The 25561-nt window shown below is 70.6% G+C and carries 25 protein-coding genes; 15 read left to right on the top strand and 10 right to left on the bottom strand.

Translation table 11 applies throughout. The features are described 5' to 3' along the window. Window positions 1–314 precede the first annotated feature (314 nt). On the bottom strand, window positions 315–1193 hold the full coding sequence (locus QP939_RS15485) for a Sco1979 family transcriptional regulator (RefSeq protein WP_285457470.1): 879 nt from the start codon (window positions 1191–1193) through the stop codon (window positions 315–317). 200 nt (window positions 1194–1393) lie between these two features. Between QP939_RS15485 and QP939_RS15480 the strand changes: the two genes are divergently transcribed. Next, a complete protein-coding gene (locus QP939_RS15480; protein WP_285459757.1) occupies window positions 1394–2191 on the top strand; it encodes an SAM-dependent methyltransferase in 798 nt (265 codons plus the stop codon). A gap of 13 nt (window positions 2192–2204) precedes the next feature. Here the strand turns inward: QP939_RS15480 and QP939_RS15475 are convergent, their stop codons facing one another. Continuing rightward, window positions 2205–2585: a sterol carrier family protein gene (locus QP939_RS15475; protein WP_285457469.1), complete on the bottom strand. Its 381-nt coding sequence runs from the start codon at window positions 2583–2585 to the stop codon at window positions 2205–2207. 60 nt (window positions 2586–2645) lie between these two features. On the opposite strand from QP939_RS15475, the gene QP939_RS15470 reads away from it, so the two are divergent. From QP939_RS15470 to QP939_RS15445, 6 genes are all read left to right on the top strand, one after another. After that, entirely contained in the window at window positions 2646–3344 is a 699-nt protein-coding gene (locus QP939_RS15470; protein ID WP_285457468.1) for a type VII secretion system-associated protein, read from the top strand. 99 nt (window positions 3345–3443) lie between these two features. Further along, entirely contained in the window at window positions 3444–4244 is an 801-nt protein-coding gene (locus QP939_RS15465) for a lysozyme (RefSeq protein ID WP_285457467.1), read from the top strand. A gap of 193 nt (window positions 4245–4437) precedes the next feature. Continuing rightward, on the top strand, window positions 4438–5307 hold the full coding sequence (locus QP939_RS15460; RefSeq protein ID WP_285457466.1) for a lysozyme: 870 nt from the start codon (window positions 4438–4440) through the stop codon (window positions 5305–5307). A gap of 165 nt (window positions 5308–5472) precedes the next feature. Continuing rightward, window positions 5473–6372 (top strand): hypothetical protein, encoded by a 900-nt coding sequence (locus QP939_RS15455; protein WP_285457465.1) that lies wholly within the window; start codon window positions 5473–5475, stop codon window positions 6370–6372. A gap of 4 nt (window positions 6373–6376) precedes the next feature. Then, a complete protein-coding gene (locus tag QP939_RS15450; RefSeq protein ID WP_285457464.1) occupies window positions 6377–7414 on the top strand; it encodes a pentapeptide repeat-containing protein in 1038 nt (345 codons plus the stop codon). Then, window positions 7411–8205 carry a hypothetical protein gene (locus QP939_RS15445; RefSeq protein ID WP_285457463.1) on the top strand — a complete coding sequence of 265 codons (795 nt, stop codon included), beginning with the start codon at window positions 7411–7413 and terminating at the stop codon, window positions 8203–8205. Before QP939_RS15450 ends, QP939_RS15445 begins: the two co-directional genes overlap by 4 nt. A 9-nt stretch (window positions 8206–8214) precedes the next feature. On the opposite strand, the gene QP939_RS15440 is transcribed toward QP939_RS15445, so the two are convergent. Continuing rightward, window positions 8215–8934, bottom strand: coding sequence for a TetR/AcrR family transcriptional regulator (locus QP939_RS15440; protein WP_285457462.1), 720 nt, complete (start codon window positions 8932–8934; stop codon window positions 8215–8217). Window positions 8935–9006: 72 nt separating this feature from the next. Between QP939_RS15440 and QP939_RS15435 the strand changes: the two genes are divergently transcribed. After that, a complete protein-coding gene (locus QP939_RS15435; protein WP_285457461.1) occupies window positions 9007–9738 on the top strand; it encodes a DUF418 domain-containing protein in 732 nt (243 codons plus the stop codon). Window positions 9739–9779: 41 nt separating this feature from the next. Here QP939_RS15435 and purL read toward each other — a convergent pair whose 3' ends face one another. Further along, a complete protein-coding gene (purL, locus tag QP939_RS15430) occupies window positions 9780–12062 on the bottom strand; it encodes a phosphoribosylformylglycinamidine synthase subunit PurL (RefSeq protein ID WP_285457460.1) in 2283 nt (760 codons plus the stop codon). A 192-nt stretch (window positions 12063–12254) separates the two neighbouring features. On the opposite strand from purL, the gene QP939_RS15425 reads away from it, so the two are divergent. From QP939_RS15425 to QP939_RS15410, 4 genes are all read left to right on the top strand, one after another. Then, on the top strand, window positions 12255–13889 hold the full coding sequence (locus QP939_RS15425) for an ABC transporter ATP-binding protein (RefSeq protein ID WP_285457459.1): 1635 nt from the start codon (window positions 12255–12257) through the stop codon (window positions 13887–13889). Further along, the gene (locus QP939_RS15420; protein WP_285457458.1) at window positions 13886–15631 is read left to right on the top strand and encodes an ABC transporter ATP-binding protein; all 1746 of its coding nucleotides are present in this window, start codon (window positions 13886–13888) and stop codon (window positions 15629–15631) included. Before QP939_RS15425 ends, QP939_RS15420 begins: the two co-directional genes overlap by 4 nt. A gap of 66 nt (window positions 15632–15697) precedes the next feature. Next, window positions 15698–16126 (top strand): pyridoxamine 5'-phosphate oxidase family protein, encoded by a 429-nt coding sequence (locus QP939_RS15415; protein WP_285457457.1) that lies wholly within the window; start codon window positions 15698–15700, stop codon window positions 16124–16126. Between the two features lie 115 nt (window positions 16127–16241). Next, a complete protein-coding gene (locus QP939_RS15410) occupies window positions 16242–16430 on the top strand; it encodes a hypothetical protein (RefSeq protein WP_285457456.1) in 189 nt (62 codons plus the stop codon). A 37-nt stretch (window positions 16431–16467) separates the two neighbouring features. Here the strand turns inward: QP939_RS15410 and purQ are convergent, their stop codons facing one another. Continuing rightward, the gene (gene purQ / locus QP939_RS15405) at window positions 16468–17145 is read right to left on the bottom strand and encodes a phosphoribosylformylglycinamidine synthase subunit PurQ (protein WP_285457455.1); all 678 of its coding nucleotides are present in this window, start codon (window positions 17143–17145) and stop codon (window positions 16468–16470) included. Continuing rightward, complete coding sequence (gene purS / locus QP939_RS15400; RefSeq protein ID WP_125308766.1) at window positions 17142–17381, bottom strand: phosphoribosylformylglycinamidine synthase subunit PurS; 240 nt, start codon at window positions 17379–17381, stop codon at window positions 17142–17144. Before purS ends, purQ begins: the two co-directional genes overlap by 4 nt. 160 nt (window positions 17382–17541) lie before the next feature. On the opposite strand from purS, the gene QP939_RS15395 reads away from it, so the two are divergent. Then, window positions 17542–19101: a GMC family oxidoreductase gene (locus tag QP939_RS15395; protein ID WP_285457454.1), complete on the top strand. Its 1560-nt coding sequence runs from the start codon at window positions 17542–17544 to the stop codon at window positions 19099–19101. Between the two features lie 92 nt (window positions 19102–19193). On the opposite strand, the gene QP939_RS15390 is transcribed toward QP939_RS15395, so the two are convergent. After that, window positions 19194–20690, bottom strand: coding sequence for an aldehyde dehydrogenase family protein (locus tag QP939_RS15390; protein WP_285457453.1), 1497 nt, complete (start codon window positions 20688–20690; stop codon window positions 19194–19196). 34 nt (window positions 20691–20724) lie between these two features. Further along, entirely contained in the window at window positions 20725–21864 is a 1140-nt protein-coding gene (locus tag QP939_RS15385; protein WP_285457452.1) for an MFS transporter, read from the bottom strand. A gap of 61 nt (window positions 21865–21925) precedes the next feature. Between QP939_RS15385 and QP939_RS15380 the strand changes: the two genes are divergently transcribed. After that, window positions 21926–22858 (top strand): ArsR/SmtB family transcription factor, encoded by a 933-nt coding sequence (locus QP939_RS15380; protein WP_285457451.1) that lies wholly within the window; start codon window positions 21926–21928, stop codon window positions 22856–22858. A gap of 229 nt (window positions 22859–23087) precedes the next feature. Here QP939_RS15380 and QP939_RS15375 read toward each other — a convergent pair whose 3' ends face one another. Then, window positions 23088–23966: a hypothetical protein gene (locus QP939_RS15375; protein WP_285457450.1), complete on the bottom strand. Its 879-nt coding sequence runs from the start codon at window positions 23964–23966 to the stop codon at window positions 23088–23090. A 253-nt stretch (window positions 23967–24219) separates the two neighbouring features. Between QP939_RS15375 and QP939_RS15370 the strand changes: the two genes are divergently transcribed. Continuing rightward, on the top strand, window positions 24220–24855 hold the full coding sequence (locus QP939_RS15370; RefSeq protein ID WP_285457449.1) for an MBL fold metallo-hydrolase: 636 nt from the start codon (window positions 24220–24222) through the stop codon (window positions 24853–24855). On the opposite strand, the gene QP939_RS15365 is transcribed toward QP939_RS15370, so the two are convergent. Beyond that, entirely contained in the window at window positions 24852–25556 is a 705-nt protein-coding gene (locus tag QP939_RS15365; RefSeq protein WP_285457448.1) for a DUF2334 domain-containing protein, read from the bottom strand. The two genes, QP939_RS15370 and QP939_RS15365, sit on opposite strands and share 4 nt — an antisense overlap. Window positions 25557–25561: the final 5 nt, after the last annotated feature.

The raw sequence follows: 25561 nt of genomic DNA, 5'->3' as shown, positions 1-25561 counted from the left end.
CCCGCGTATCGGAGGCTAGCACGTGTGCCTGCAGCGGTAAATGCACGTGCAGAATTTCTTGCAAAGTTCTCGCAGGGTAAAGAACCACCAGGTCACGGTTAACCCATCGGGTGATAGTTAGATTCCCTAATGGGTGAACCGCTACGTGTGGTTACCGCTCATCGGAGCACTCCGGCAGGCAGAACACGGAGCGTGGCGACGCCCGGCCGACGCGGGCTGAAGGGTCCTTTCCTGGCATGTGATGCCAGGAAAGGACCCTTCACCGCGTCAGATGCGATGAACGTCCCCTTCAGCGCGCCCGGGCCGGGAGCGGTTCAGATCTCCTGGCGGCGCTTGGCGAGCATCGAGCGGCTGCGCTCCGGCGTCTCCGCGTCGACCGCCAGCATGTCCAGCGCGCGGCTGTACTTTTCGATCTCTTCGCGCTTCTCGATGTAGTGCGCACCCGTCAGGTACTCGACATACGCGATGTTCGGCAGTTCCGGTTCGCCGAACCGCAGGAGCGAAAAGGCGTGTTCCGCGGACAGCCCGCTGCGCGCGTACGGCAGGACCTGCACGGACACGTGCGGCAATGCGCTCATCTCGAGCAGGTATTCGATCTGCTGCTTGAGCACCTTCATCCCGCCGATCGGGCGGTGCAGGACCGACTCGTCGAGCACCATCCACACGCGGGGCGCGTCCGGCCTGCTGAACATCTTCTGGCGCCGCATCCGCAGCGCGACCAGCTGGTCGACGCGCTCGTCGGCCATCTCCGGACGGCCGTGGCTGAAGATCGCCCGCGCGTACGGCTCGATCTGCAGCAGGCCCGAGACGTACAGGGGCTCCCAGATCTGGATTCGCGCGGCGGCTTCTTCGAGGCCGACGAGGTCGGTGAACCAGTTCGGCATCGTGTCGCCGAAGCGCCGCCACCAGCCCGGCTCGTTCGACTGCTTGACCATGTCGAGGAACGTCTGGCGCTCGGTGGCGTCCTCGACGCCGTACATGGTGAGCAGGTCGGTGACGTCGCGTTCCTTGAAGCCGACCCGGCCCAGCTCCAGCCGGCTGATCTTCGACTCGGACCCGCGGATGTTGTACCCGGCCTGCTGCCGGGTGATGCCCGCCTCTTCACGGAGACGGCGCAGCTGCGAACCGAGGATCATCCGGCGCGCCGTCGGGCCGATGTTCTGTTCGCCACTGGACGCGTTCACCGCGTTCATTCCCGGACCTTCCGCGCTCACGTCACCAGGTGGTTCTAGCCCGACTACCGAAAGTACACGTTGGGCCGTCCTGCGCAAAGAGGTGACCCGGTTTACCGCGTGCGTGTGGAGTCCTACTCTACGTAGAGTACGAGACTTTCGACACAGAACTTGCGAGGTTCACCATGCCCGACGCCGCGACCCGGACCGAACGAGTTCCCGTGGGGGTCGACCCGACCCGAGCGAGCATCGCGCGCGTGTACGACGCCTTCCTGCTCGGGAAGGACAACTACGAGATCGACCGGGAGGTCCTGCACAAGGTGCAGAAGGCCGCCCCGGAGGCGCAGGACCTGGCCTTCGAGAACCGCGGCTTCCTCATCCGGGTCTGCCGCTTCCTGGCCGACCAGACGGGCATCACCCAGTTCCTCGACCTCGGCTCCGGCCTGCCGACGGCGGAGAACACCCACCAGGTCGTCCAGCGCATCAACCCGGAGACGACGGTCGTCTACGTCGACAACGACCCCGTGGTCCTCGCCCACGGCCGGGCGCTGCTGGAGGAGAACGAGCACACCCACTTCGTCGCCGAGGACATCTTCGAGCCGCAGCGGATCCTCGAGAACGAGGTCGTCCGCCAGCACATCGACTTCACGCAGCCGCTCGTCCTGCTGCAGATGGGCACGCTGCACCACTTCAACGGCCCGCACGAGCGGCCGGCCGAGATCATGAAGGAGTACGTCGACGCCCTGCCGTCCGGCTCCTTCGTCGGGATCAGCCACTTCTTCGACCCCGAGAACGAGGACTCCGCGACCGCGCGCCGGATGGAGGACTTCTTCCTGCACAGCCCGATGGGCTCGGGCACGTTCCGGACGCAGAAGGAGATCGAGGACCTCTTCCCCGGTCTCGAGCTCGTCGAGCCCGGCGTGACGCTGTGCGCCGACTGGTGGCCGGACGGCCCGCGCCTCAAGGAGCTCAACGTCGCGCAGCGCACCATCGCCGGCGGCGTCGGCCGCAAGCCGTAGGGCGCCCCGTCCGTCAGAGGCGGACGAGGGGGAGCCAGTGGGAGAGGTCGGCCCGGGTGCCCGACGCGGACACCCGGCCGTCCGCCACCGCCGTGGTCCAGTCCAGTGCGCCCGTGGCCAGTTCGAGCCACGTGCGTGGGTCGGTCTCGACCACGTTCGGCGGGGTGCCGCGGGTGTGCCGCGGTCCTTCCACGCACTGCACCGCCGCGAACGGCGGGACGCGGACCTCGACCGTCCGGCCGGGCGCGTCGGCCGCCAGCGCGCGCAGGCTGAGCCGCACGGCGGCGGCCAGCTCCGCCCGCGCGGGATCGGGCGCGTCGCCCCGCAGCCACGGGGAAATCGCCAGCACCGCCGCACGTAACTGTCCGGGGTCGACCGAACGCGAAGAGGCCATGGGCAAACAGTAGAGTGGCGCACCAAGACTTTCAGGGACACCCGAGAACGTGGGGATGAGATGGCGCAGCGGGACGAGGCAGATCGGATGGTTTCGCAGCAGCCCACCGGAAGCGGGGCCGATCGCCCCGGCAGGCACAGCAAGCACAACCGCGCCGCGCGGCGCGGTGGCCAGCAGGCCCGGCGCTCCGGCAAGCACGGCACGCCCGAGATCACCGCGGAGATGCGCGCGAACGCCCGCGCCAACCCCAACAGCTGGCTCTACGTCATCGACGAAGCCTTCGACCCGAACGGCCCGGTGCCCTCGTGGGCGGTCGTCGGCGCCTACCCGGTGAACGCGGCGGGCGACGTCGTCGCCGACTTCCACCCCAACGACCGCTACCGGCCTTCGCCCAAGGCGCTCGGCTTCCCGGAGCCGACGAACGACCTCGAGCAGCTGCTGCAGCTCGTCCGCACCGAGCACCGGCCGCCGTCGGACCTGCCGAAGGTCGTCCTCGACTCGACGCTGTTCGTCTACGCGATGTCGCCGGTGCAGCGGACCGTGATCGGCTTCCACAACACCGACGGCCGCGTCATGGTGCCCGCCTACACGCGCAAGTCCCTGGTGCCGCGCGAGTGGCCGCACGCCCGCGCCGTGCTCGGCCGCGACATCGTCGGCCTGCTCGGCGGGCACCCCGTCGCGATCAACCCGCACGACCTGATCACCGCCGTCGTGCCGGCGGAGCACCTGCTGAAGGCCCTCGCCGACGAACGTCGCTGACCTGCGGTTTTAACCCCATCGGGTGATCATCCGAGTCGCCGATCCGGCGACTCGGGTGCATCGTGAGGCTGGATAAGTCTCACGAGATCGGTGGGGAGCATGAGGGTGAAACGTCGTCTGCTGCTTCCCTGGGTCACCGCCGTCCTCCTCGTGGCCGGGCAGACGCCGGCGAAGGCCGAAGACGTCTACGCCGGCGCCGAAGACCACTACGCGGGCTCGCAGATCGCCAAGGTCGAAGGCGTCGACGCCGCGCCCGCCGTCGTCTACGGGACCGACGACCAGCAGCTCGGCCACGACGTCAGCGGCCACCAGGGCCCGGTCGACTGGCCCGGCGCCGCGCGTTCGGGCGCGAAGTTCGTCTACGTCAAGGCAACCGAGGGCACCGGCTTCGTCAACCCGCAGTTCGCGCAGCAGTACAACGGCTCCTACGACGCCGGCCTGATCCGCGGTGCCTACCACTTCGCGCGGCCGGATATCTCCGACGGCGCGGCGCAGGCGCGCTACTTCCTCGCCCACGGCGGCGGCTGGTCGGCCGACGGCAAGACGCTGCCGGGCGCCCTCGACGCGGAGTACAACCCGTACGGCGAGACCTGTTACGGCAAGGACGCGGCGGGCATGGTCGCCTGGATCCGCGACTTCTCGGAGACCTACCGCGCGGCCACCGGCCGGTTCCCGACGATCTACACGTCGACGAGCTGGTGGAAGCGGTGCACGGCGAACAACGGCGGCTTCGGGAACAACCCGCTCTGGATCGCCCGCTACAACACCTACATCGGTGAGCTGCCGGCCGGCTGGGGCGTGCACACGATCTGGCAGTTCGCCGACCGCGGCACGCTGCCCGGCGACCAGAACTGGTTCAACGGCTCGGCGGACCGGCTGCTCGCCCTCGCGCTGGGCTGAACGGCCCAACCGTTCGAGTAATAGGTGTTAACCACTCACCAATTGAAGATCAACTTCCCGGGAAAATCACCCACCCGTATACCCAATTTCACGGAACTGAGTGACAAACGCCACTTCGTCCTCAACAATCGTGCACGGGCGGCTACCTGCAGTAAGCCGTCCTCCGCGAGGGTATCTGTGAAGGGATTCAACGATGTCCACTTCCCGAAGAGGGCGGCTGTTCGCTGCCCTGGTCGTCCCGGCCACGCTGCTCCTGCTCGGCAGCACGGCCCAGGCGGCGACGTTGTCCCCCGAAGTAGACCCGGTGGCCGCGATCAACGCGGACATCGCGCAGCACAACCACGAACTGGGGTCGCAGATCCGGCGCGTCGAAGGCGACAAGTCGACACCGGAGACGCAGAAGGCCGCGCAGCAACCGCAGCCGGCCCAGGCCATCCCGAACACGGTGCTGGCCACCGTGGCCGGCATGGACGTCGCCAGCTACCAGGGCAACGTCAACTGGGCGAACTGGTGGAACCAGGGCAAGCGGTTCGTCTGGACCAAGGCCACGGAGAGCACCAGCTACACCAACCCGTACTTCGCCCAGCAGTACAACGGCTCCTACAACCAGGGCTTCATCCGCGGCGCCTACCACTTCGCCACGCCGAACACCTCGAGCGGCGCGGCGCAGGCGCGGTACTTCGTCGCCCACGGCGGCGGCTGGTCCAAGGACGGCAAGACGCTGCCCGGGGCGCTGGACATGGAGTACAACCCGTACGGCTCGACCTGCTACGGGCTGAGCAAGGCCGGGATGACGTCGTGGATCCTGGACTTCCACGACACGTACCACTCCCTCACCGGCCGGTACCCGGTGATCTACACCTCGACGAGCTGGTGGAGCAGCTGCGTGAGCGGTGACTTCTCCAGCACGGCCCCGCTGTGGGTCGCGCGGTACGCGTCGTCGGTGGGCACGCTGCCCTACAACTGGGGTTACTACACCGTCTGGCAGTACACCTCGAGCCCGCTCGACCAGGACACCTTCAACGGTGCCTACGACCGGCTCCAGGCACTCGCCAACGGCTGACCCGCACCACGCCGGCTCCCGGATCGCGACGACTCGATCCGGGAGCCGGTTTCATGCCGTACCGTCCGAGCTTGCAGAATGCTGCTCACCACGTCCTGGGGGAACCGCACGGGCCTTGCGGACGTCGGAAGCGGACGAACACCAGCGCCCGGAAGGCATGGAAAGATGACGTACCCGCCTCAGCCGGGCCAGCCCGGTCAGCCCGACCCGTACGGCCAGCAGCCGCAGTCCGGCGGCTTCCAGCAGCCGTACCCGCAGCAGGGTGGGTGGGACCCCAACCAGCAGCAACAGCCGTACCCGACGCAGCAGTACCCGCAGGGCTGGGACCCGAGTCAGCAGCAGCAGGGCTACCCGTCGGGCGGGTTCCCGGCGAGCCCGCAGCCGCAGTGGGGCGATCCGAACGCCCAGCAGCAGTCGGCCTGGGCGGACCCGAACGCGCAGCAGTACGGCCAGCAGGCGTGGGACCCGAGCCAGGGCGGCCAGATGTCGGGCTGGGACCAGCAGCCCGGTGGTTACGCGCAGGGCTTCGGCGGGCCGCCGGCGCCGCCGAAGAAGAGCAAGACCGGGATGTGGATCGCCATCGGCGCCACCGTCGTGGTCGTGCTGGCGGTGCTGGGTGTCACCGGCTTCGTCGCGCCCGGGTTCTTCCTGTCCAAGGACGACAACACGGTCGCGGCCCCGCCGTCGTCGAGCACGTCGGCCAAGCCGTCGACGCCGAAGAGCACCCCGAAGAAGACCACCACGCCGACCAGCAAGCCGCCAGCATCGGGCGGTGGTTCGGACGCCAAGCAGGTGCTGCAGGGCTTCATCGACAAGCTGAACGCGGGCGACAACGCCGGCGCGCTGGCGCTGGGCTGCTCCGACTCGAAGGACCTGCTCGACTCGTGGCTCAAGACGTTCCTCAAGCCGCCGCTGCAGCTGCAGCTGGGCGAGGTGCCGGACGACGAGTACCTCGTCGAGGGCCAGGTCACCGGGACGTCCGCGGGCAAGAACGTCAAGGGCACGCTGAGCGCGACGAACTTCGACGACAAGGGCTTCTGCGTCAGCACCATGCTCGTGTCCTGAGCCGGTGAAGCTGTGGCGATCGCCGCTGGCGTGGACGTTCCTCGCGTCGGTGGTGCTGCTGCTCGGGGTCGGCGGCTGGCTGCTGACCGACCCCGCCACCAGCCGCAGTGACGCGCTGAAGACGGGCGGCCTCGCCGGCGGCGCGATCGTGGCGCTGTACGCGCTGTGGCTGAACGACCGGCGGCGCCGGGTCGAGGAACGGCGCCAGGACATCGAGCGGCAGCGGCACGAGCTGGAGTCGCAACGCGCGGAGCAGGACCGCGAGCGGGTGGCGGACGAGCGGTTCGCGAAGGCGGTCGAGCTGCTCGGGCACGACGCGGACCAGGTGCGGGTGGGGGCGTTGCACGCGCTGGCCGGGCTGGCGCGAAGCCGTCCGGCGTACACGCAGACGGTGCTGGACGTGCTGTGCTCGTACCTGCGGCGGCCGTCCGATCCGGAGGACGAGCACGAAAAGACGGTGCGGCTCACGGCGCAGCGGCTCATCACCGAGCTGCTGCCGCCGCGCGACGCCGAGGGTCCGGCGTACGACCTGGACCTGACGGGTGCGGACCTGGAGTACTTCGACCTCTCGGGCAAGCTGGTCGGCGGCCTGCTGCTGCGGTACGCGTCGCTGAAGAGCAGCACGAACCTGAGTGGGTGCCGCTTCCGCGGCCGGGCGTACTTCACGGCGGCGGGCACCGAAGACGGACGGCTCGTGGGTTACTTCCGGTGCCGGGGCACGGTTTTCGAAGACCGCGCCTGGTTCAGCGGGACGAAGTTCTCGGAGACCGCCGACTTTTCGCAGACGACGTTCGCCGGGAAGACGACGTTCAAGGACGCGTTGTTCGCCAAGGACGCCGTGTTCCTCGACGTGGTCGCCTCGGATTCGCTCGACCTGCGGCGCACTTCCTTCGGCGGCCAGACGGATCTGCGGTTCGCATCGCTGCCGAGTGCGGTTTCGCTGTACAACACGCTGGTGCGGCTCGAGAAGGACGTGCAGCTGCCGGAGGGCTGGCGGCTGGAGGAACTCCGCGACGGCGAGGCTCGGGTGACCGCGGAGTGAAGCGCCCCCTGGTTTGGGCGTTCGTGCTGAGCGCGGCCGTGTTCGCCGGGGTGCTGGTCTGGCTGCTCGCGGACCGGGCGACCAGCCGCGGCGACGCGCTCAAGACCGCGGGCCTGGCGGGCGGCGCGGTCGCGGCGTTGTACGGGCTGTGGCTGAACGACCGCCGACGGCGCGTCGAGGAGGGCCGGCACGAGATCGAGCGCGGCCGGGTCTCCGACGAGCGGTTCGCGAAGGCCGTCGAACTGCTGGGGCACGAGGCCGATCAGGTGCGCGTCGGCGCGATGCACGCGCTGGGCGGGCTCGCGCGGTCGCGGCCGGACGTCTACGCGCAGACCGTGCTCGACGTGCTGTGCGCGTACCTGCGGCGGCCGTTCGACGACGCGGAAGGCGCCGACGCCGAGCGGGAACGGCAGGTCCGGCGCACGACCCAGAAGGTGATCCGGTCCCTGCTGCCGCCCGCGACCGCGGACGCGCCCGCCTACTCCCTCGACCTCTCCGGGGCCCACCTCGACCGCTTCGACCTGTCGGGCAAGCGCGTCGGCCTGCTGGGCGCGCAGCAGACCGAGGTCGTCAACGGCGCGTACTTCACGAACACGTGGTTCGCGGGCTCGGCGTTCTTCACGGGCGCGAACGTCCAGGGCCCGCTCGAGTTCGTGCGGACCAAGTTCGAAGCGGGGACGGGGTTCCGGGACTTCACCGCGCACGACGAGGTGCGCTTCGAGGACGTTTCCTTCGCCCTGCCGCCGGACTTCGGCCAGGCCAGCTTCCCCGCCGGAACTGAACTGCCCTGAGCAGCTGGGTCAGCGGTTGATCGCCGCAGTGACTCCGTCGAGGATCAGTTCCAGGCCGAACGTGAAGTCGTGGTCCGCCGGGTTTCCCGGTGGCGCCTCGAAAACCGCCGCCGTGAACAGCCCCGCCGCGTGCGGGAAGCGGTCCGGCTCGACCAATTCCGCCAGCGCGCGGCCGTAGTCGCGCTCCACCTCGGCCTGGTCGACCCGTCCGTACTGGCGTGCCAGCACCGCCGCGTTGCGCACGTGGCCGCTCAGCACGTTCAGCACGCCCGCCTGCGTCGCCAGGTCCAGTCCCGTGTCGCTCAGCGCGCGCAGCAGCGCGTCCACCCAGCTGATCGCGTTCGGGCCGCGCGGTGGCCCGGACAGCGGCACCTCGACCAGCCACGGGTGCTCGGCGTACCGCGCCCGCACCGCGTTCGCCCACCGCCGGACGCCGTCGCGCCAGTCCGGCTCCTCCGGCAGGTCCGGTGCGGGGCCGGTCGCGTGGTCGGCCATCAGCTCGAACAGCTCGTCCTTCGAGCCGACGTGGCGGTACAGCGCCATCTTCGTGAAGCCGAGGCTCTGCGCGACCTTCTGCAGCGTCACCCCGTCCAGCCCGCCGTGGTCGGCCAGCTCGACCGCGGCGCGTACCACCCGGTCGACGTCGAGCTCGGCCGGGCGGCCCAGGCGCGGCGACGCCGGGCGCCGCCACAACCGGCCCAAGGCGGCAGGCAGCTCCCGATCACCCATGGCGCGACTTCCTCCAGTTAGTGTACAACGGATAGTATCTAGCAGACATTAACTCTTGACCTGGGGAAACACATGGCCGAACAGCTCACCGAAGCGAGAACCCGCGTGCGCGACGTCGACGCGCTCCGCGGCTTCGCGCTCTTGGGTATCTTCATCGTCAACATCACCTTCATGGCGTCCGGCTACCCCGGCAGCCTCGTCACCGACCCGGCGTTCTCCTCGCCGTTCGACGACGTCGTCCGCGCGCTGTCGTCGGTGTTCGTCGACATGAAGTTCTACCTCCTGTTCTCGTTCCTGTTCGGCTACAGCTTCACCCTGCAGGTCGAGGCGGCCGCCCGCGCGGGCGCGGCCTTCGCGCCGCGGCGGTTGCAGTGGATCGGGTTCCCGGTCGGGATCGCGGGCGGCGTGACCTACGCGCTCGGCGGCGGCAACGGCAACACCCTCGCCGTCGCGGCCAGCATCGCCACCGCGCCGCTGCTCACCTCGGCGTACGTCGCGACGTTGCTTCGCGTCATGCACCACCCGCGCACGGCGTTCGTCCGCGACGCGCTCGCCCCGGCCGGGCGCATCGCGCTCACCAACTACCTCGCCCAGGCGCTTTTCGGCCTGCTGGTGTTCACCGGCGTCGGGCTTGGTCTCGCCGGGACCTTCTCGCCGCTCGCCACGACCGGGCTGGCGGTGTTCTTCTACGCCGTCCAGCTCGCGGGGAGCGCGTGGTGGCTGCGGCGGTTCCGGTACGGGCCCGCCGAATGGCTCCTGCGCTGGATCACCAACGCGCGGCGCCCGGCCTGGCGCGTGGCGTGACTCCCGGTGGGGCCTCCGGTGCGAAGGCCCCACCGGAACGCTCAGTCGAACAGGGCCGGGAGCGTGCGCTCCCAGGCTTCGTGCAGCTCGTCGAGCGTGAACTCCGTGATGCCCTGCAGCTCCAGCGTCCCCGACTCCGGGTCCACGACGCCGGTCTTGCGCCACGGGAGGCCGCGCGCGGTGCACATCTCGGTGAACCGCAGCTCTTCCGTGCGCGGGACCGCCACCAGCACGCGGCCCGCCGACTCGGAGAACAGCTGGACGAACGGGTCCTGGTCGGCGTCGAGGAACACCCGGGCGCCGCACTGTCCGATGAGGACGGTCTCGACCAGCGTCTGGATCAGGCCGCCGTCGGACAGGTCGTGCGCCGCCGAGATCATGCCGTCGCGGGAGCCCGCGACCAGGATCTCCGCCAGCAGCTTCTCGCGCGCGAGGTCGACCTTCGGCGGGACTCCGCCGAGGTGGCCGTGCAGCTCGCGGGCCCACGCCGAGCCGTCCAGCTCGTCGTGCGTCTCGCCGAGCAGCAGCAGCGTTTCGCCCGCCTCCGCGCCGATCCCGGTCGGGATGCGGCGGGTGACGTCGTCGATCACGCCGAGCACGCCGATCACCGGCGTCGGCAGGATCGCCGTGTCGCCGGTCTGGTTGAAGAAGCTGACGTTGCCGCCGGTGACCGGGATGCCGAGCTCGACGCAGCCGTCGGCGAGGCCGTGCACCGCCTGCTCGAACTGCCACATCACGCCCGGGTCCGTCGGCGCGCCGAAGTTGAGGCAGTCCGACACCGCGACCGGCGTCGCGCCGCCCGTGGCGACGTTGCGGTACGCCTCCGCCAGCGCCAGCTGCGCGCCGCGGTACGGGTCGAGGTAGACGAACTTGCTGTTGCAGTCGGTCGCCACCGAGACGCCGCGGCCGGTCGACTCGTCGATCCGGATCATGCCCGAGTCCGACGGCTGCGCCAGGACGCTGTTGCCGCGCACGTACCGGTCGTACTGCGACGTCACCCATTCCTTCGACGCCTGGTTGGGCGAGGAGATGAGCTTGAGGACGTCGGCGCGCAGTTCGTCCGGAGTGGACGGACGCGGCAGCTTCGCCGAGGTGTCCGCGATCAAGGCGTCCTGAGTGGACGGACGCTCGATCGGCCGGTCGTACACCGGGCCCTGGTGGGCGACCGTGTGCGCCGGGACGTCGACGACGACCTCGTCGTGCCAGGTGATGACGAGGTGCTCGCCGTCGGTGACCTCGCCGATGTCGGTGGCGATGACGTCCCACTTGCGGCAGACGGCCATGAACGCCTCGACGTTCTCCGGCGCGACGACCGCGCACATGCGCTCCTGCGACTCGCTGGAGAGCACCTCGGCGGGCGTCATGCCGGTGGCGCGCAGCGGGACGCGGTCGAGGTAGATGTGCATGCCGCCGTCACCGGCCGCGGCCAGCTCCGACGTCGCGCAGGACAGCCCGGCGCCGCCGAGGTCCTGGATGCCGACGACCAGCTTCTGCGCGAACAGCTCGAGGCAGCACTCGATGAGCACCTTCTCGGTGAACGGGTCGCCGACCTGGACGCTCGGCAGCTTCTTGCGGCCCGACGCCGACTCGTCACCCGAAAAGGTGTCACTCGCGAGGACGGAAACGCCGCCGATGCCGTCGAGACCGGTGCGGGCGCCGAACAGGATGATCTTGTTGCCGGTGCCGGAGGCGAACGCGAGGTGCAGGTCCTCGACGCGCATCGCGCCGACGCACAGGGCGTTGACCAGCGGGTTGCCGGAGTAGGACGGGTCGAAGACGAGCTCGCCGCCGATGTTCGGCAGGCCGAGGCAGTTGCCGTAGCCGCCGACGCCGGCGACGACACCGGGCAGCACGCGCTTGGTGTCGGGGGCGTCGGCCGGGCCGAAGCGCAGCGCGTCGGAGACGGCGAGGGGCCGCGCGCCCATGGCCATGATGTCGCGGACGATGCCGCCGACGCCGGTCGCGGCGCCCTGGTACGGCTCCACATAGGACGGGTGGTTGTGGCTCTCCACCTTGAAGGTGACCGCCCAGCCCTCGCCGATGTCGACGACGCCCGCGTTCTCCCCGATGCCGGCCAGCATCTTGGCCTTCATCTCGTCGGTGGCGGTCTCCCCGAAGTAGCGCAGGTGCTTCTTGGAGGACTTGTAGGAGCAGTGCTCGCTCCACATGACCGAGTACATGGCCAGCTCGGCGTCGGTGGGCCGGCGGCCGAGGATTTCCCGGATGCGGGCGTACTCGTCGTCGGCGAGGCCCAGTTCGCGGTAGGGCTGGCTGTGGTCCGGGGTCGCCCCGGCGCGCTCGGTGGTGTCAACGGTGCTGGTCACGGTATCCGTGTCAGGGTTCGCCACGGCCGCCAGGATACGTGCCGCTCCCGGGTGCCCCGGACGGTGGGCCCGCCGCGATCGGGCGAGCGCGGGCAGGTGTGAGCGGCGCGACATCGCGGGTGGCCCAAGCGGGCGGGTGGGCCGCCGAAAAGCGGTCGCCTTCCGCTGGTCGTCGGCTTACCGTCGGGAATCGTGCTTTCCGCCACATATCCCTTTCCGCCGCTGCGGCTGCCCGCGCGGCCGAGCGCGAGCCGCTTCCTGCTCGCCGTGTTCCGGGCCCGGCTCGGCATGGTTCTCGGGGCCGCCGCGATCGGTGTCGTGTGGGCGCTGCCCGGTGCCCTGCTGCCGCTGGTCGTCGGCCAGGGCATCGGGGCCATCGGCGCGCACGACGGCGCCGCCGTCTGGCGCTGGGCGCTCGCCGCCGCCGCGCTGGGGCTGGTCCAGACGCTGTCCGGGACCTGGCTGCACTTCCTCAACTACGGCCTGTGGCTGCACGGCGCGGGCTCGACGCAGCGGGTCGTGTCGGCGCACACCACGCGCGTCGGCGCCGGGCTGCGCGAGCAGACGACCACCGGCAACCTCGTCGCGATCAGCACCACCGACATCAACCACATCGGCAACACCGTCGAGATGACCGGCCGCGCGTTCGGCTCGCTGCTGGCGTTCGTCGTGGTGGCCGTGTGGCTGATCTCGACGTCGCCGCTGCTCGGCATGGTCGCCCTCGTCGGCGTGCCGGTCGCGGTGCTGGGCATCGGACCGCTGCTGGCGCCGCTGCAGAAGCGCAAGGCGAAGCAGCGCGAGAAGCGCGGCGACGTCAACGCGCTCGGCGCGGACATCGTGTCCGGCCTGCGGATCCTGCGCGGCATCGGCGGCGAGCGGCGGTTCTTCGGCCGCTTCCGCGAGACGAGCCAACGGGTGCGCCAGGCGGGCATCGAGGTCGGCAAGGCCGAGGCGTGGCTGGCCGCGGCCGAGATCGCGCTGCCCGGTCTGGTCACCGTGGTGATCACCTGGCTCGGGGCGCGGCTGGCGGTGGCCGGCTCGATCGACGTCGGCCAGCTCGTCGCCTTCTACGGCGTCTCGGCGTTCCTGATCTGGCCGGTCTCCGCGGCGACGGAGGCGGTCGGCTCGATCACGTCCGGCCTGGTCGCGTCGCGGAAGGTGGTCGCGCTGCTGGCGATCCGCCCCAAGCTGGCGGACCCGGCGACACCGGTGCCGCTGCCCGCGGGGCCGCTGGAGCTGGTGGACACCGAGTCCGGCGTCCGCGTCGCGGCCGGGCGGCTGACGGTCGTCGACTTCGGCGCCGACGGCGAGGCGGTGGCCGACCGGCTGGCCCGGTTCGCCGACCCGGCCGAGGGCGAAGAGGTGCTGGTCGGCGGGGTCCGGGCGGACCACGTCGCGCTCGCGGAGCTGCGGCGGCGGGTCGTCTACGCGCACAACCAGGACATCTGGTTCTCGGGCGTGCTGCGCGAGCAGCTGACCCCCGCGCGGCCGAGCGGCGTGAGCATCACCGAAGCGCTGTACGCGGCCGACGCCGACGACATCGTCGAGGCGCTGCCGGGCGGCGTCGACGAGGTGATCGGCGAGCGCGGCCGCGAGGTGTCCGGCGGCCAGCGGCAGCGGCTGAACCTGGCCCGCGCGCTGGCGACCGACGCCGACGTCCTGGTGCTCGACGAGCCGACGTCGGCGGTCGACGCGCACACGGAGGCACGCATCACCGAGCGCGTCGCGGCCCTGCGCCGCGGCAAGACGACGGTGGTGTTCAGCCAGAGTCCTTTGTGGACACATGTGGCCGACGAGGTTTTCACGGCGAAGGTAGTGACGGTATGAAGCGGCTCCCCACGGCGTCCCAGCGGGACGTCCGGCGCTGGGCGCTGAAGACGGCGGCGATCCACAAACGCGAGTTCGGGCTGCTGCTCGGCGCGCTGTGCGTGGCGACGCTGATCGGGCTGGCCGGGCCGCAGCTGCTCGGCGCGCTGGTCGACGACGTCGCGGGCGGCACGACGACGGGCCACGTCGATGTGCTGGCGGCGGCGTTCGTCGGGATCCTGGTGCTGCAGGCGGTGGCGCGGAAGGTCGCGCGGATGCGCGGCGCGGTGTTCGGCGAGCTGGTGCTGGCCGAGACGCGCGAGGAGTTCGTCGGGACGGCGTTGCAGCTGCCGCTCGGCACGGTCGAGGCGGCGGGCACGGGTGACCTGCTCAGCCGCGCCACCACCGACCTCGGCCGGATCGACCACGCGGCGCGGTTCGCGGCGCCGGAGATCCTGATCGCGGCGGTGACTGTGGTGTTCACGGTCGTCGCGATGGTGCTGACGTCGCCGCTGCTGTCGCTGGGCCTGCTGGTCGCGGTGCCGCTGCTGGTCAGCGTGAACGTCTGGTACCAGCGGCGGATCCCGTCGATGATGCAGTGGATGCTCGACCGCTGGGCGGACCTGACGACGAGCGTCCACGAGACGGCGGAGGGCGCGCGCACGGTTGAGGCGCTCGGGCTGACCGACCGGCGGGTCGGCGCGGCGTACGACGCGCTGGACCAGAGCATCCTCGGCGAGCGCCGGATGCGGGCGCTGCAGCTGCGGTGGCTGCCGTCGCTGGAGATCAGCTACGTGCTGCCGCTGGCGGTGATGCTGCCGCTCGGGCTGGTCGCCTACCTGAACGGGTGGGCCGGGCTGGGCGAGATCACCACGATGCTGCTGTACGTCCAGGCGATGTCGACGCCACTGAACGAGGCGCTGTTCTGGCTGGAGGACCTGCAGGTCGCGGCGGCCGCGGCGCGCCGGATCCTGGGCGTCCGCTCGGTGGCGGCCGAGGAGTCGCCGAAGGTGACGGAGGTGCCGCGCGGGCGCGACATCGACGTCCGCGACGTCCGGTTCGCGTACACGGCCGACCGCGAGGTGCTGCACGGAATCGACCTGCGGGTGCCGCGCGGCGAGCGGCTGGCGATCGTCGGGCCGTCGGGGGCGGGCAAGTCGACGCTCGGGCGGCTGCTGGCGGGCATCGCGGCGCCGTCGTCGGGCTCGGTCCGGATCGGCGGCCAGGACGTGTCGTCACTGGCGGACGACGTCCTGCGCGGCGAGGTCCTGCTGCTGACCCAGGAGCACCACGTGTTCTCGGGGACGCTGCGGCAGAACCTCGCGCTCCCGGCGCGCCGCGCAGGCGGCGACTGGACCGACGAGGAGCTGCTGGCGGCCCTGGACTCGGCGGGCGCGTCGGAGTGGGTGGCGACGCTGCCTTCCGGGCTCGACACGAAGCTGGGCTCGGGCGAGCACCCGGTGCCGGCGGCGATCGCGCAGCAGCTGGCGCTGGCCCGCGTGGTGCTGGCGGACCCGCACACGCTGGTGCTGGACGAGGCGACGTCGCTGCTGGACACGGGCTCGGCGCGCGACTTGGAGAGGTCGTTGAACAGCGTGCTGGCGGGCCGGACGGTGATCGCGATCGCCCACCGCCTGCACACGGCAGCGGCGGCGGACCGGGTGGCGGTGGTCGAGGGCGGCCGCATCACGGAGCTGGGCGCGCACGAGGAGCTGCTGTCCGCGGGCGGCTCGTACGCACGCCTCGTGGCGGCGGCTTCGTAGTCCGGAATGTCCGGAGTGCCCCGGCTGTTGCTCCCCAGGTAGCCGATCGTCTACCTGGGGAGTGACATGTCGTCGTTCGTGATGACCGCATCGGAGCGCGAAGAGTTCCTGAGCGGGGTCCACGTGGGGGTGCTGGCGGTGGAGCGCGCCGGCCGGGCGCCGCTGGCGGTCCCGGTTTGGTACGACTACACGCCGGGCGGCGAGGTGCTGATCTGGATGGAGCGCGACACGGCCAAGGACCGCGCGATCCGCGCGGCGGGGCGGCTGAGCCTGGTGGCCCAGGACGAGAACCCGCCGTACAAGTACGTGACGGTCGAGGGCCCGGTGGTGGCGAACGACGAGCCGCCGACGCGCGAGCAGGCGCTGCGGATCGCGGGGCGGTACTGGCCCGCCGACCAGGCGACGGCTTACGTCGACTCGGCGCTCGGTGAGAAGTCGATCCTCGTGCGGGTACGGCCGGAGAAGTGGCTCTCGAACGACCAGAGCAAGGGCTGAAATCGGCTGCGTTCGGAGCACAACGGCGGGCAGCATGGCCGAATGCCGGACGTGACCGTGGCCAACGCCTCGATCGAGGACTGGCAGACCGCGGGCAGCCCCCTCCGCCGCGGAAGTGTTGCCGCGTCCGGCCGACGCGCACCCGACCGAACTGAGGGTTTGGCCGGTTCCCGGAGTCCTCGCGATCTTCCGGCTGGCCAAGCCCGTCGTCATGACCGCCGAAGGCGATCGCGGATACCCGGTGCTCGGGTTCGATCCCGCCGCGAACCGCGTCGTGCTGCTGGCGGAACCGCGAGACCGCTGACCGCGGCGGCCGGAATCTCCCCGGCCGCCGCGGGAACTCAGGCCTTCACCAGCGCGTCGACCGCGCTGTAGAACATGCCCAGCCCGTCATCCGACGGCCCGGTCAGCGCGTCGATCGCGTGCTCCGGGTGCGGCATGAGCCCGACGACCCGGCCGTTCTCGCTGCGGATGCCCGCGATGTCGTTGCGCGACCCGTTCGGGTTGCCGCCGACGTACCGGAACACCACGCGGCCCTCACCCTCCAGCATGTCCAATGTGGACTGCTCGGCCATGTAGCAGCCGTCGATGTTCTTCATCGGGATGAGGATCTCGGCGCCTTCGTCGTAGCGCGTGGTCCACGCGGTGGACGTGTTCTCCACCCGCAGCCACTGGTCGCGGCAGATGAAGTGCAGGCCCTGGTTGCGGATCATCGCGCCCGGGAGCAGGCCCGCCTCGCACAGGATCTGGAAGCCGTTGCAGATGCCGAGCACCGGCATGCCGCCGCGCGCCGCCTCGATCACCGGCGTCATCACCGGGGCGAACCGGGCGATCACGCCCGCGCGCAGGTAGTCGCCGTACGAGAAGCCGCCCGGGACGACCACCGCGTCGACGTCGTGGAGGTTCTCGTCCGCGTGCCACAGCGGCACCGCCTCGCCGCCGGCGTAGCGGACCGCGCGGGCCGCGTCGCCGTCGTCGAGCGTGCCCGGGAACGTGATGACGCCGATGCGCGCGCTCACGCGTCCACCCGCTTGATCGTCCACTGCTCGATGACCGGGTTCGCGAGGAAGCCCTCGGCGATCTTCTCGAGCGTCGCGTCGTCGACCGTGTCGTCGACCTCGATCTCGAAGTGCTTGCCCTGGCGGATCTCCTTGATCCCGGTGAAGCCGAGGCGACCGGCGGCGCCGAGCGCGGCCTGCCCCTGCGGGTCGAGGATTTCGGGCTTCGGCATGACGTCGACGACGACTCGGGCCACGGCTGGCTGCTCCTTATTCACGCAGGTCGTGGGTACCCTCCGAGCATAGTTCACCCAGTTCGGCACCCTGCGGGGGCCGCCGGGAAACCTAGACTGGCCGACGGCGCCGCGCTGCGCCATGATGAGTCGTTGACATCGCGCCAACAGCTGTGGAGGCACCGTGGACTCCTACGACTACGTGATCGTCGGCGCCGGGAGCGCCGGGTGCGTGCTCGCGAACCGGCTCACCGAAGACCCGGCCGCCAGCGTCCTGCTCCTCGAAGCGGGCGGCGAGGACACCGCGGACGAAATCCACATCCCCGCCGCCTTCCCGTCGCTGTTCAAGACCAAGTGGGACTGGAACTACGAGACCGTCGAGCAGAAGCACACCGGCAAGACGTTCTACTGGCCGCGCGGCAAGATGCTCGGCGGCTGCTCGTCGATCAACGCGATGATCTACATCCGCGGCAACCGCGCCGACTACGACGGTTGGCGCGATCAGCACGGCGCCGAAGGCTGGGGCTGGGACGACGTCCTGCCGTACTTCAAGCGCGCCGAAGGCAACCAGCGGCTCGACGGGCCGCTGCACGGCACCGACGGCCCGCTGCACGTCGAGGACCGCCGGTTCACCCACGAGCTGTCGCACGCCTGGGTCGACTCGGCCGTCGACTGGGGCCTCAAGCGCACCGACGACTTCAACGGCGAGAGCCAGGAAGGCGCCGGCGTCTACCAGGTGACCTGCAAGAGGGGCCGCCGCTGGTCGACGGCGGACGCCTACCTGCGGCCCGCCATGGAACGCCCGAACCTCACGGTGAAGACCGGCGCGCCCGCGACCAGGATCGTCTTCGAGGGCACCCGCGCGGTCGGTGTGTCCTATTTGGACAACGGCGTGGAGAACACCGCCCGCGCGTCGGCCGAGGTGATCTTGAGCGGCGGCGCGATCAACTCGCCGCAGCTGCTGATGGTCTCCGGCGTCGGCCCGGCCGAGCACCTGCGCGAGCACGGCATCGACGTCGTCGCCGCGCTGCCGGAGGTCGGCGAAAACCTGCACGACCACCCGGCCTGCGGGATCATCTGGACCACGCGCGGCACCACCGACCTCGTCGACGCCGCCACGCCGCTCGGCCTGGTGCGCTACCAGCTGACCCGCCGCGGGCCGCTGACGTCGAACATCGGCGAGGCGGGCGCGTTCTTCTCCACAGTGGACGGTCTGGCCGGGCCCGACATGCAGATCCACGTCGTGCCGTCGCTGTTCTACGAGAACGGCCTGCGCGAGCCGACCGTGGCCGGGTTCACCGCCGCGGCCACGGTCGTGGACGTCGCGAGCCGGGGGCGGTTGCGGCTGAAGTCGGCGAATCCGTTGTGGAAGCCGGAAATCGACCCGGCTTACTACGCGGATTCGAAGGACATGGACGTCATGATCGCCGGGCTGCGGGCGCTCGTCGAGATCGGGCGGACCGGGCCGGTCAAGCGGTTCCTCGACAAGCCTTTCCTGCCCGAGCGGCACGATTTGAGCGATGCCGAGCTGGCCGAGCACGTCCGGGAGAACTCGCAGACGCTCTACCACCCGGTCGGGACGTGTGCGATCGGGACCGTGGTCGATCCGCAGCTGCGGGTGAACGGCGTCGAGGGCTTGCGGGTGGTGGATGCTTCGGTGATGCCTGTGGTGCCGCGGGGGAACACCAACGCGCCGACGATCATGGTCGCGGAGAAGGCCGCGGATCTGATTCGCGGGAGCTGAGGGCGGGCCGCGCCCCCCGGTTTCCAGTTTACCGAGGGGCACCGACAGTTCCGGGGGTTGCGGACCTCAGTTGTCCACAACCCCGGTGCGGCTCAACGCTTGCCGTGGAGGATGGTCACCAGCTTGGTGACCAGCGCGTCCGTCGACGGCTTGCGACTGAACGACGTCAGCGTCAGCGGCGCCGTGAAGCGCTGGCGGGCGATCGCCTTCGTGCGGGCGAACTCGCGCAGCCCCTCCGGGCCGTGGATGCGGCCGAAGCCGGAGTCGCCGACGCCGCCGAACGGCAGCGACGCGATGCCCGCGAACGACAGCGGCGCGTTGATCGCCGTCATGCCCGTGCGCAGCTTCTCCGCCAGCTCGACGCCGCGGGACTTCGAGAACACCGTCGAGCCCAGGCCGTACTTCGTGTTGTTCGCCTTCTCGACCGCTTCGTCCATGTCGCGGACCTTCGCGATCGTCACCGTCGGGCCGAACGTCTCCTCGGTGACCGCTTCGGAGTCCTCCGGGACGTCGACCAGGACCGTCGGCTGCGCGTAGCGGTCGCCGACCGACTCCTCGCCGCCGACGACGGCCTTGCCGCCGCGGGCCAGCGCGTCCTGGATGTGCCGCTTGATCACCGAAAGCTGCGACGGCATCGTCACCGGGCCGTACTGGGCGGCCTCGTCCGAGCCCGCGCGCACGTCCTTCGTCTTCTCGACGACCTTCGCGACGAACTCGTCGTGCACCTTCTCGTGGACGTACACCCGCTCGACGCCGATGCAGGTCTGGCCGGAGTTGGAGAACGCGCCCCACACGGTCGCGTCGGCGGCGGCGTCGAGGTCGGCGTCCGCGTCGACCAGCACCGGGTCCTTGCCGCCCGCCTCGATGACCACCGGGGTGAGCGTCTCGGCGGCCGCGGCCATGATGCGCTTGCCCGTCGCCGTCGAGCCGGTGAACGCGATCTTGTCGACACCCGCGCCGACCAGCGCCGCGCCCGTCTCGCCGAAGCCGGTGATCAGCTGCAGCACCGGCTGCTCCGGGACGATCTCCGCGAAGGCGTCGACCAGCCACTTCCCGACACCCGGCGTGTACTCGCTGGGCTTGAACACGACGGCGTTGCCCGCGGCGAGCGCGTACGCGATCGAGCCGAGCGGGGTGAACACCGGGTAGTTCCACGGGCCGATCACGCCGACCACGCCCAGCGGCTGGTACTCCACCGTCGCGGCCTGGTTCGACATGAGCAGGCCCGCCGAGCGCTTCTGCTTGCCGAGGATCTTCTTCGCGTGCTTGCCCGCCCACGCGATGTGTTCGATGGCCAGGACGCTCTCGAGCTGCGCGTCGGCGATCGGCTTGCCGGTCTCGTCGCGGACGACCTGGCACAGCTGCGGCAGCCGCCGCGTCAGCACGCCCTTCCAGGCGCGAAGCCGCTCCGCGCGTCCGGCGAAGCCGAGGTCCTCCCACCAGCGCGCCGCGACACGGGCCCGCGCCACCGCCGCTTTGACGTCCTCGGCCGTGTGGATCGGGTAGGTTCCGACCACCTCGTCGGTCGCCGGGCTCAGCGAGTCGAAGGTCTCGCCGAGGGACGTCGGCTTCGGCTGGACGGCAGTCATCGGCGTCTCCCTGGAGGTCGCGGGTCAGCCCAGGTTACGACGTTACTGACATCGTGCCAATAGCTCGTGCGGGCTTCGCCACCAGCATTCCACCGGCGATCGCCGCGGCAAAGACACCGAACAGCGGGGCGAGCCACAGCGGCAGCACGCCGACGGCCAGCGAGCCCAGCCCGAAGCCGCACGCCTGGACCGTGAAGCTCAGCGAGAACCCCGCTGACCTGCGGTTCTTCGGCAGCAGGCGCTGCAGGTTGACCGAGGTCGTCGCCACCAGCGGACCCGTGCAAGCGCCGATCACGGCCACCGACGCGAGCAGCCCGGCCCAGCCGAGGTCGGCGGCGAGCGCGAGCCCGCCCACGACGAACCCGCCGAGGAACCACCGCGCGTCGCCGGTCTTCCCGCGCCACGCGTAGAGCGCGCTGCCCGCGATGCTCGCCCCGCTCAGCACGGCGATGACGATCGGCGCGGCGGTCTCGGGCGCGCCGAGGCGCTGCACCAGCGGCAGCGGCGCCACCTCGATCGTCGACAGCAGCAGCCCGACCGTGAAGGCGCAGCCCAGCCACGGCAGGTAGGTGACGAGCCGCGCGGGCAGGACGTCGTCGCCGGATTCCACCCGATCGTGCGCACCCGCGCGGCGCGGAACGAGCACCGCGGCGGCGACGCAGGCGAGCGCCATGGCGGCGAGCGGGACGAACGTGCCCGCGAGGTCGAGCAGCGCGACCAGCGCCGGGCCGCCGATGAGCACGCCTTCGAGGAGCATCGCGTCGACGGAGATGGCGCGCGGCAGCAGGTCGTCGTCGACGGTGTCGGCGAGCAGCGTCCGGAAGCCGCCGGACAACGCGCCCGCGGCCGCGCCGGGCAGCAGGACGAGCGCGACCAGGACGGGTGCGGGCGCGTCGGCGGCCAGCGCCAGGACGGCGAACCCGGCGCCGGTCAGGAGCAGCAGCACGGGCAGGCCGCGGGCCGGGCCGACGCGGTCGAGGAGCCGCCCGACCGGCACGGCACCGGCCATCTCGGCGACGACGTAGACCGACATCAGCACGCCGCCGAGCCGGTAGGAGCCGGTCGTGGCCGTGGTCAGCAGGGTGAACGCGAGCGGGGCCATGGTCGCGGGGAGCCGCGCGAACTGGACGCCGGCCGACCAGCGCCAGTAGGCGCGATGGGTGAACAAGGACATGTTCACACGCTCTCCTGGCGCGGTTCTGCGGCACACTGATTCGGGTGAGAGCGAATCCGCGATGATCGAGCTCGTCCTGACGGCGGCCGGGAGCCAGCGCGTCCGGTTCGCGATCTCGCCGCTGGAGGAGGTGCTGGGCGCGGTCCAGACACTGCTCGGCGTCCGCACACCCCCGGCGCGGCTGCCGTGGCTGTCCGGAGTTCCGGACGTGCCCGAGCTGACGGCGGTGCTGAGCGCGCGGCACTACATCACCGAGTTCCTGAGCCCGCCGCCCGAGGGCCCGGAGACAACGGCTTCGGCGCAACTGCGAGCGGTCCGGGCGACGCCGCCGTCGCAGGTGGCGCTGGAACTGTCGATGGTCGACGCTGACTTGTCGCAGCTGCCGTCCGACCCGGCGACCGCGCGCGACGTGCTCGCGGACCAGCTGGAGACGGTGTGGAACGCGGTGCTGGCACCACAGTGGCCCCGGCTGCGCGAACTGCTGGCGGCGGACATCGCGCATCGGACGAGGCGGCTGGGCTCCGGCGGGCTCGCGGCGATGTTGTCGGAGCTGCACCCGCGCGTCCGCCTTTCGGGAACATCGGTCCTGGTGGACGTCCGCGCCCGCGAGCGGCTGGAGATCGACGCGCGCGGGCTGCTGCTGATCCCGGCGGTGTTCGCGTGGCCGAACGTCGGAGTGGTGACGGTGCCGCCGTGGCAGGTGTCGCTGCTGTACCCGGCTCGGGGCGTGGCCGCGCTGTGGACGTCTTCGTCGGCGCCTCCGGAAGCGTTGGCGGAGGTGCTTGGGCGGACGCGGGCGTTGTTGCTGGCCACGCTCGACCGCCCGGCGGCGACTACGGAGTTGGCGCGTCGCCATGGGTTGGCTCCCGCGACGGTTTCGGCGCACCTGACGGCGTTGCGCGGGGCTGGGCTGCTGGCCTCGGAACGACGGGGGCATCGGGTGCTTTACCGGCGGACCGAGCTGGGTGACGCGTTGCTCACCGGGAAGATTTGAGCAACATTTGTCGACTCCTCCAGGAATCACCCTTCAGGGGGCCGAGTATGCCAAGTTCGGATTAGCGGCGTTGTCGTCGACGCGCTAGAGTCGCGTGTCTTCAGCCGAGTCATGCGGTTGAAGCTTCCGTGCTGTCGAGTCGAGGATGAGAATGATTCACCAAGGTGGCGAAGGCGGAGACACGTAGTTCCGCCTGCAGAAGCAGCGAACAACCCCGTCGAGCGGCGGGTTACCTCACCTTCTTGAGGTCGAGGCGCATCCCGACGCGCAGACGTGGCGGGATGCCCCTCGCCACCAGGCACACCTCGGTCGGCCCGGCCCCGTTGCGTTTCACCGCCAGCGAAAAGTCGTGCTGCCCCTTCACCAGCCCGACCGGATCACAGGCCACCTCGGCGCCCTCGGGCAAGTGGATCGCGTATTCCAGGTAGCCGATCGCACAGGCGAACTTGAGCGCGAATTCGTCCGGCCGCCGCTCCCGCATCAGCGGTGCGCATTTGCCGGGCCATTCTTTCTCGATCACCATCACGATCTCGTCGCCACGGCTCGCCGGACTGCCGAAATGGGCGAGAACTTCCAGCCTGCCGTCGTCCAGCCAGGTCGACGTCACGTCACGGCGAGTGCCCCCGATTCCGTCCACCTCGAGCGACTTGACGTTGACCTTCACCTTGCGGCGAACCCGTTCGGACTGGTGCCAGCCGGCGCCCGTGCGAATGGCGAAGAAATCGAGCACGTCGCATTCGACGATCGCGGTCACCGTGATCACTTCGGTGGCGTCGCCGTTGGGCCGCACGACGGCGGACTCAAGCCAGCTGACGATCCGCCACGAGTGGCCGTGCCGCTCCTTGAGCACACTGCAGTAGTGCTGCAGCAGCCGCCGATCGAGTTCCGTTCGTGACCGCCATTCCACCCGGTTCGCGATCAGCAGGATGTACAACCCGATGACGCCGAGCAGCACGGCCACGATCGCACCCGCTTTTATCGCGGAATTGCCGAGCAATGCGCTGAGCAGCCCGCCGAACGCGAGAATGCCCAGCACACCTTCCGCCAGTCCCACAATTCCGGTGTAGATGACGTAGTCCCGGAGCCAGCCGAGGAAGCTCTTGAGCATCAGGCGTCCACCCCCTCGCCGCGGCCGGGTGCCAGACGCTTCAGAATAAGCCATTACTCGACAGCGTGGCGAAATTGCTCCATCCGAGTGGACAAATTCCTGACATTTCCCGAAATCGAGAACGGAGCGTCACTTCGAGCGGCGGACCGGGCCCGGGCGCCGGAGGCGGCACCGACCGCGGTGACCCAGCGTGTTGGCAGGCGGCCGACAAGACGCCTAGGCTGGAAACGTCCACGCGTAAAGGAGAACATCGATGCGTATCGTCCATTTCGGACACGCCTGCCTGCTGCTGGAGACCGGCTCCGAGCGGATCCTGATCGACCCCGGCGCGTTCTCCACCGGGTTCGAGGGCGAGCGGGAGCTGGCCGCCGTGCTCATCACGCACCAGCACTTCGACCACCTCGATGTCGAACGGCTGCCGAAGATCCTCGAGGCCAATCCCGGTGCCAAGCTCATCGTCGACCCCGGGTCGGCTCCCGAGGTCGAGAAGCTGGGGCTGGAGTTCGACGTCGCCAACGTCGGCGATTCCTTCGCCGTCGGAGACACCTCGCTCCGGGCCGTCGGCGGGCAGCACGCCGTCATCCACTCCGACATCCCCGTCATCCCCAACATCGGTTACCTCGTCGACGACGGTGCCTTCTACCACCCTGGTGACTCGTTCTTCGTGCCCGACACGAAGGTCGACGTCCTCGGGCTGCCCACCGGCGCCCCTTGGCTCAAGGCCGGGGAGGCCGTCGACTACCTGCGGGCCGTCGCGCCTCGGGTGGCCGTGCCCATCCACGAAGCCGTGCTCGCCAACCCCGCCCTGCACTACGGCCTCTTCGGGAACCTCGCTCCCGAAGGCACCGAGGTCAAGGTGCTCGACCGGGCCGAACCGGCGAAGGTCTAGGCCGCGACCGCGCGGAGCGAACCGTAGGTCGCGCCGAACGCGCGGTTCTCCAGGGCCACGTCCACCGCGTCGAGCAGGGCTTGGCGGAGGCCGGGGCGGGTGAGGTCGGCGGCGTCGACGCCGAGCCGGACCAGCCCGCCCCGGCGGGCCGCCCTCGCCGCCGCCAGCACCAACGCGAAGCAGCGCACCGTCTCCGTGCGGTGCGACTGGCTGGTGAACTCCTGGACCCGCGCGCGCCGCACCTCACCCGTGACGAGGTCGCGCACCGCGCCGAGGTCCGCGCACAACCGGAACCCGTGCTCGGCCAGGGCCTGCAGCGTGCCCTGGGACGCGATCCAGCGCGGCGGTGCGAAGCCGTCGACCTCGATGCCCGCCGCGTCCAGCAACCCCTTCGCCGCGATCAGCCGCAGCCGGGCCTCGTGCGCGGGCAACGTCGCGAACTCGGCTTTTTTGCCCAGGTACACGGTGCGGTGCGTCGGCGTGACCGTGTGGTCGTAGCCGTGCAGCAGCACCGAATCGCCGCCTCGGGCGCGGGTGCGCACCCACTCCGTCACCGGGCCTTCGCCGGTGCGGGCGGCGTGCAGCACCGACAGCGGGACCTTGCGGCGGTCGAGCTCGGCCGCCAGATCGGCGCACCGGTGCAGCGTGCGCGGGGTGATTCCCGACAGCGAAACCAGCAAGCGAGCGTCCACGCTCCCCATTGGGA

Origin of the sequence: Amycolatopsis nalaikhensis (genome assembly GCF_030264295.1) — a bacterium.
Lineage (GTDB): Bacteria > Actinomycetota > Actinomycetes > Mycobacteriales > Pseudonocardiaceae > Amycolatopsis > Amycolatopsis nalaikhensis.
The sequence above is the reverse complement of the archived record's forward strand: the minus strand, read 5'-3'. Positions and strand labels throughout refer to the sequence as shown.

Excerpts from the sequence above, each read along its gene's own strand:
- QP939_RS15485 (WP_285457470.1), bottom strand. The coding sequence starts at position 1,193 with ATGAACGCGGTGAACGCGTCCAGTGGCGAACAGAACATCGGCCCGACG.
- QP939_RS15475 (WP_285457469.1), bottom strand. The coding sequence starts at position 2,585 with ATGGCCTCTTCGCGTTCGGTCGACCCCGGACAGTTACGTGCGGCGGTG.
- QP939_RS15470 (WP_285457468.1), top strand. The coding sequence starts at position 2,646 with ATGGCGCAGCGGGACGAGGCAGATCGGATGGTTTCGCAGCAGCCCACC.
- QP939_RS15465 (WP_285457467.1), top strand. The coding sequence starts at position 3,444 with ATGAGGGTGAAACGTCGTCTGCTGCTTCCCTGGGTCACCGCCGTCCTC.
- QP939_RS15460 (WP_285457466.1), top strand. The coding sequence starts at position 4,438 with ATGTCCACTTCCCGAAGAGGGCGGCTGTTCGCTGCCCTGGTCGTCCCG.
- QP939_RS15455 (WP_285457465.1), top strand. The coding sequence starts at position 5,473 with ATGACGTACCCGCCTCAGCCGGGCCAGCCCGGTCAGCCCGACCCGTAC.
- QP939_RS15440 (WP_285457462.1), bottom strand. The coding sequence starts at position 8,934 with ATGGGTGATCGGGAGCTGCCTGCCGCCTTGGGCCGGTTGTGGCGGCGC.
- QP939_RS15435 (WP_285457461.1), top strand. The coding sequence starts at position 9,007 with ATGGCCGAACAGCTCACCGAAGCGAGAACCCGCGTGCGCGACGTCGAC.
- QP939_RS15420 (WP_285457458.1), top strand. The coding sequence starts at position 13,886 with ATGAAGCGGCTCCCCACGGCGTCCCAGCGGGACGTCCGGCGCTGGGCG.
- QP939_RS15415 (WP_285457457.1), top strand. The coding sequence starts at position 15,698 with ATGTCGTCGTTCGTGATGACCGCATCGGAGCGCGAAGAGTTCCTGAGC.
- QP939_RS15390 (WP_285457453.1), bottom strand. The coding sequence starts at position 20,690 with ATGACTGCCGTCCAGCCGAAGCCGACGTCCCTCGGCGAGACCTTCGAC.
- QP939_RS15385 (WP_285457452.1), bottom strand. The coding sequence starts at position 21,864 with ATGTCCTTGTTCACCCATCGCGCCTACTGGCGCTGGTCGGCCGGCGTC.
- QP939_RS15380 (WP_285457451.1), top strand. The coding sequence starts at position 21,926 with ATGATCGAGCTCGTCCTGACGGCGGCCGGGAGCCAGCGCGTCCGGTTC.
- QP939_RS15375 (WP_285457450.1), bottom strand. The coding sequence starts at position 23,966 with ATGCTCAAGAGCTTCCTCGGCTGGCTCCGGGACTACGTCATCTACACC.
- QP939_RS15370 (WP_285457449.1), top strand. The coding sequence starts at position 24,220 with ATGCGTATCGTCCATTTCGGACACGCCTGCCTGCTGCTGGAGACCGGC.
- QP939_RS15365 (WP_285457448.1), bottom strand. The coding sequence starts at position 25,556 with ATGGGGAGCGTGGACGCTCGCTTGCTGGTTTCGCTGTCGGGAATCACC.